Origin of the sequence: Methanoculleus sp. UBA303 (genome assembly GCA_002501655.1) — an archaeon.
GTDB lineage: Archaea > Halobacteriota > Methanomicrobia > Methanomicrobiales > Methanoculleaceae > Methanoculleus.
The window spans coordinates 1-4808 of record DANY01000020.1; the positions used below are offsets into that span (position 1 = coordinate 1).

The following is a 4808-nucleotide window of genomic DNA, read 5'->3' on the forward strand; positions in this document are numbered from 1 at the left end:
ATGACAGCCAGAATAGGGCTTCAACAGAGCCCGATAATGCAAATCTTCTCCCCAGGTTATTGTTTGTCATGAACGCGGGTTGGTGCGCAACGTAATCCGGTCGGATCCTCTGAGATCAATTATCAGGTATATGCTGGAGCACTACCGACGCGTGCATCGGTTCTCGGTCCCTCAACAGAAGAGAGAAGCGGTCGGGTTTCGCACAATTCGGAAGGCCGGAGGCCAGGTGGGGTGGGTGGGACGGAGCGTAGCGCCTTATGCGGGGAGGGGCAGGCCCTCTCCCCCCGTGGCGATATCAACCACGGTCCAGTGCACGGGGAGATCCCAGAAAAATCCGGATCCGGCACCCGCCTCATCGGGGGCGGGGCCGAACACCAGGCTGAGTCCGGGAGAGCCCCGAATGGGGTGACGCTCTCCCCCTCCGGGACGGGCCCGGAGGTGCGCGGCCCCGGGCGGCGCGGGCATCCGGGTTCCGGGATGGTTTACTCTTTTTGCCGGAGGAAAAGCGGCAATTTCGCTCGAGGTCCGCGGAGATTGTGCGTAACGTATAGAAATAATTATCCCTGAAGAAATGAACACTCGTTCATCGCCTATCGGAGAACCGATTATGCTGAAAACTCTTATTATCGGAATGACACTTCTCGTCCTCTGCGCAGGCATACCTGCCGTGGCCGCAGATATTGGAGGAGATCAGGGATGGTATCGCGTCCACTGCAACATCGACGGTGCCGACGTCTATTTTGACGGAACCTACATGGGCACCACGTACAATGGAATACTCGATGTCCCGGTCTACACCACCGGCACGCCCTACAGCACCGTCAGGGTCGAACGGAGCGGTTACCAGACATACACGGGAAAACTGCCCGGAGAACCTGTGAAGGGTGATATCGCGGACGTTTACGTGACACTGCAGCCGGTCGAGACCGTCGGTTCGATCTACGTCACGTCGAACCCCTCGGGTGCGGCAATCTACCTGAACGGAAACTACCGGGGAGTGGCGCCGCTCACGATCAAGGACCTCGTCCCCGGCACCTACACCCTCGAGGCCGACCGCTCGGGCTACTACTCCGACCGGACCACCGTCACGGTCAAGGCCGGAAAGCAGTCCGATGCCCAGTTCACCCTGACGCCTATCCAGCAGTACGGGTCGGTCAGCATCAACTCGAACCCCTCCGGTGCATTCGTCTACATGGACGGGGTCTACAAGGGTCGGACGCCCCTGACGCTTTCAAGCGTCTCGGCAAAGTCCCACAACATCGAGCTCGACCTCAACGGCTATTACGACTGGAAGACGACCGTATCCGTGACCTCCGGCGTGACCCGTTACGTCAACGCCCAGATGGCAGCCGTTCCCCCCGCGACCACAGGGGCTATCGACGTCGTCTCATCCCCGGCAGGCGCGAACGTCTACCTTGACGGCAATCTTCAGGGGCAGACCCTCTCGGGAGGAGTGTTTACGGTCTCGAACGTCGGGGTCGGCACCCATACCGTGAAGGTCGGCCTTGGCGGGTACCAGGACTACACGACGTCGGTCGACGTAAGGGGAGCAACGACAAGTTATGTCAGCGCGGCCCTCCAGCCCGCCCCGGTAGGCGCAACAGGCTCTATTGCGGTCGCCTCCTCTCCCTCCGGCGCCGAGATCTACATCGACAACGCCTATAAAGGCATAACCCCGCTGACCGTTGACGGCGTCGCCGCCGGCACCCATGCGGTCAGGGTGGCGCTCGCCGGGTACAGTGACTGGTCGACCAGCCTCCAGGTCGGCGCCGGGAGCACCGCCTCGGCCTCGGCCTCGCTCTCGGCCACGCCGACCCCGACAGCGGCGAAGGCGGGCATGGCACCCTTCGCCGTTGTAGGGGCGCTCGCCGTCCTCGGGTTCGCCGCTGCTCTGCGGAAGCGGGACTGAACGGTCCCGGATCCCGTCTCTTTTTTGGCACAAAGCGGGGGAGGCGCCAGGTGCGCATCTCCTGGAGGTTATTCCGGATCGACCGTACCGGGATGCCCCTATGCTCGGGCTCCATATTACCTAAAGTAATAATCAACACCTATAAATATTCCAAAAATGAATATACGTTCATGGAAAAGTCCCTCAACCTCATCAACGCCCGGATACGCGACGGTACTGCACGAGTTGTTACCGCCGATGAGATGCCGGGCATTGTCGACGAGTTAGGAGAGGAAGGGGCACTGGAGGAGGTCGACGTCGTCACGACCGGGACGTTTGGGGCAATGTGCTCCTCCGGTGCGTTCTTCAACTTCGGGCACGCCGACCCCCCCATCAGGATGGAACACGTCTGGCTCAATGACGTGGAAGCATACGCAGGGATAGCAGCGGTCGACGCCTACCTCGGCGCAACCCAGGAAGCCGACGCTAAGGACCGTGTCTACGGGGGCGCCCACGTCCTCGAAGAGCTCGTCGCAGGGGGCACCGTCGAATTGCGGGCGACCTCCCATGGGACCGACTGCTATCCGCGCCGGAGCATCACCACGGAACTGCTGCTTGAGGACATGAACCAGGCAATCATGGTGAACCCCCGGAACTCCTACCAGCGCTACAACGCGGCGACGAACACCACCGACCGGACGCTCTACACCTACATGGGCAGCCTCCTCCCGCGGTGCGGCAACGTCTCCTACTCAGGCGCAGGAACCCTCTCGCCGCTCGCAAACGACCCCGGTTTCCGGGTCATCGGGGGCGGCGTCCCGATCTTCCTTGCCGGCGCGGAGGGTATGGTCGTCGGCGAGGGCACCCAGCACTCGGCAGGCGGCGGCTTTGGGACGCTGATGGTGACCGGGGACATGAAGCAGATGCGGCAGGAATTCCTGCGCGCGGCGGTGATGAACGGCTACGGCGTGACACTGTATATCGGCGTCGGGGTTCCTATACCGGTGCTCGATACCGGGATCGTCCGGAGCACCGCGGTGCGGGACGAGGATATCCTGACCGAGATCATCGATTACGGCACCCCCCGGCGGGACCGGCCCTCGATGGCGACGGTCAGTTACGCCGACCTCAGGAGTGGATCCGTCGAGATCGGCGGGGAGACGGTCCGGACGTCGTCGCTCTCGAGTTACCGGCGGGCACGGGCGGTGGCGCTCGAACTCAAGGACCGGGTAGAGCGGGGGAAGATGGAGCTTGCGCTCCCCACCCGGCGGCTTGACCCGACAAAGCGTGCAAAGCCCATGCGGGAGACGGCCGTCACCCCCCGCGTCCGCGATATCATGAACCGGCAGGTGATCAGCATCACCGAGGACGAGGAGATCCGTGTGGCGGCAAAGCGGCTCCTCAAGGACGAGACGAACCACCTCCCGGTCCTGGACGGCAACGGCACGCTCGTAGGGATCATCACCACCTACGATGTCTCAAAGGCGGTGGTGACCGACGGGAGGCTGCGGCAGGTGAAAGACATCATGACCCGGAAGGTGATCAAGACGACCCCCGACGAGCCGGTGGATATCGCCGCCCAGAAATTGGAACGCAACAACATCAGCGCGCTCCCGGTGGTGGACACGACGAACCGGGTGGTCGGCATCCTCTCGGCGATCGATCTCGGTAAACTCTTCGGCGGGAGGCGGCGGCGATGAAACTCTTCCTGGCATTCACCCGGAGGGGGCAGCACGACCCGGGAAGGGAGCCGGTGATCGCCCGGGTGGTGAAGGAGACCGGCGTCCTCATCAACGTGGAGAAGGCCAACATCGACTCGATGGCCGGCGAGGTGCTGATCGACGTCCCCGATAAGGACGCGGACCTGGTCCGGCGACACCTCGAGGAGATGGGGGTCGCGGTCAGTGTGATGGAGAATGCCATCGCTCTCGATGAGACGGAGTGCATCGACTGCGGGGCCTGCATCAGTGTCTGCCCCCAGGGTGTCTTCTCCTTCGACGAAGAGTGGCGTCTCCGGGTAAACTCTGAGCGGTGCGTCCTCTGCGGCAAATGCATCCGGGCATGCCCTCATTCGGCTCTCTCGCAACAGGGATGATCCGGGAGCACTTCGAGTTCCGGCAGACGATCGCCACGATCCTTGCCGACGACCCCCGGCATATTGCTGCAGCCAGATCCGGCATGATGGCCGCCCGGCAGGAGGTCGAGCGGCAGATCGCTCTTGACCCCTATTTTTCTGCGACACTTGAGCCGTATACCCCGGAGAACCCGGGCAGGGCTGTCGGTCGCATGGCACGGGCTGCTGGAGAGGCCGGTGTCGGGCCCATGGCGGCGGTGGCGGGCGCCATAGCCTGGGCAGGGGTGGAGGCGATGGTTGAGGCCGGCGCGCCGTTCGGCCTCGTCGATAACGGGGGGGATATTGCTCTTGTGAGCGACCGTGAGGTGAAGATAGGCGTCTTCGCGGGAGGGTCCTCCCTGAGTGGCCGTATAGCGTTTTTGCTCCCGCCAGAAGAAGAGATCCTCGGTATATGCACCTCATCGGCGACGGTGGGTCCGTCCATCAGCTTCGGCATCGCCGACGCCGTGACGGTCTTCTCCCCCGACGTCGCTGCCGCGGACGCCTGGGCGACGGCGATCTGCAACCGGATCACGGCAGACGATACGTCCGTCCTCGACGCCCTCCCCGGGACCGGCATCCAGGGTGTGCTTGCGATCGTCGGGGACGTGGCGATCCGCTGGGGAGACCTCCCGCGGATCGTCCAGGCGAAGGTCGACGAACGGCTGATCACCGCCGGAAGATCGCCTGTCTAGTGCATCGATTCTCAATATGTAGTACAACCGGAGAGCACCATCGGATCTCGCACACCTGCTTCAGGAAGTCATACTCCGGGGTACGCCCTGGCACGGCTTCCTCCCGGCTATC

4 protein-coding genes are annotated in these 4808 nt (G+C 63.1%); all 4 read left to right on the plus strand.

Annotated elements, in window-relative coordinates; all coding sequences use genetic code 11:
* Nucleotides 1–631: 631 nt before the first annotated feature.
* The 4 genes from BP846_RS04155 to BP846_RS04170 all read left to right on the plus strand — a co-directional run bounded on the left by BP846_RS04155 (nt 632) and on the right by BP846_RS04170 (nt 4696).
* Nucleotides 632–1909, plus strand: a complete 1278-nt coding sequence (locus BP846_RS04155; protein WP_292392791.1) for a PEGA domain-containing protein — start codon at nt 632–634, stop codon at nt 1907–1909.
* Between the two features lie 170 nt (nt 1910–2079).
* Nucleotides 2080–3588: a homocysteine biosynthesis protein gene (locus BP846_RS04160; protein ID WP_292392792.1), complete on the plus strand. Its 1509-nt coding sequence runs from the start codon at nt 2080–2082 to the stop codon at nt 3586–3588.
* Entirely contained in the window at nt 3585–3983 is a 399-nt protein-coding gene (locus tag BP846_RS04165) for a 4Fe-4S binding protein (RefSeq protein ID WP_292392793.1), read from the plus strand. The genes BP846_RS04160 and BP846_RS04165 overlap by 4 nt, the downstream gene beginning before the upstream one ends.
* Complete coding sequence (locus BP846_RS04170; RefSeq protein ID WP_292392794.1) at nt 3980–4696, plus strand: UPF0280 family protein; 717 nt, start codon at nt 3980–3982, stop codon at nt 4694–4696. The genes BP846_RS04165 and BP846_RS04170 overlap by 4 nt, the downstream gene beginning before the upstream one ends.
* The last annotated feature ends 112 nt before the right edge of the window (nt 4697–4808 follow it).

Bases quoted from the DNA above. Each gene is read 5' to 3' on its own strand.
- BP846_RS04155 (WP_292392791.1), top strand. From the start codon at position 632: ATGACACTTCTCGTCCTCTGCGCAGGCATACCTGCCGTGGCCGCAGAT.
- BP846_RS04160 (WP_292392792.1), top strand. From the start codon at position 2,080: ATGGAAAAGTCCCTCAACCTCATCAACGCCCGGATACGCGACGGTACT.
- BP846_RS04165 (WP_292392793.1), top strand. From the start codon at position 3,585: ATGAAACTCTTCCTGGCATTCACCCGGAGGGGGCAGCACGACCCGGGA.
- BP846_RS04170 (WP_292392794.1), top strand. From the start codon at position 3,980: ATGATCCGGGAGCACTTCGAGTTCCGGCAGACGATCGCCACGATCCTT.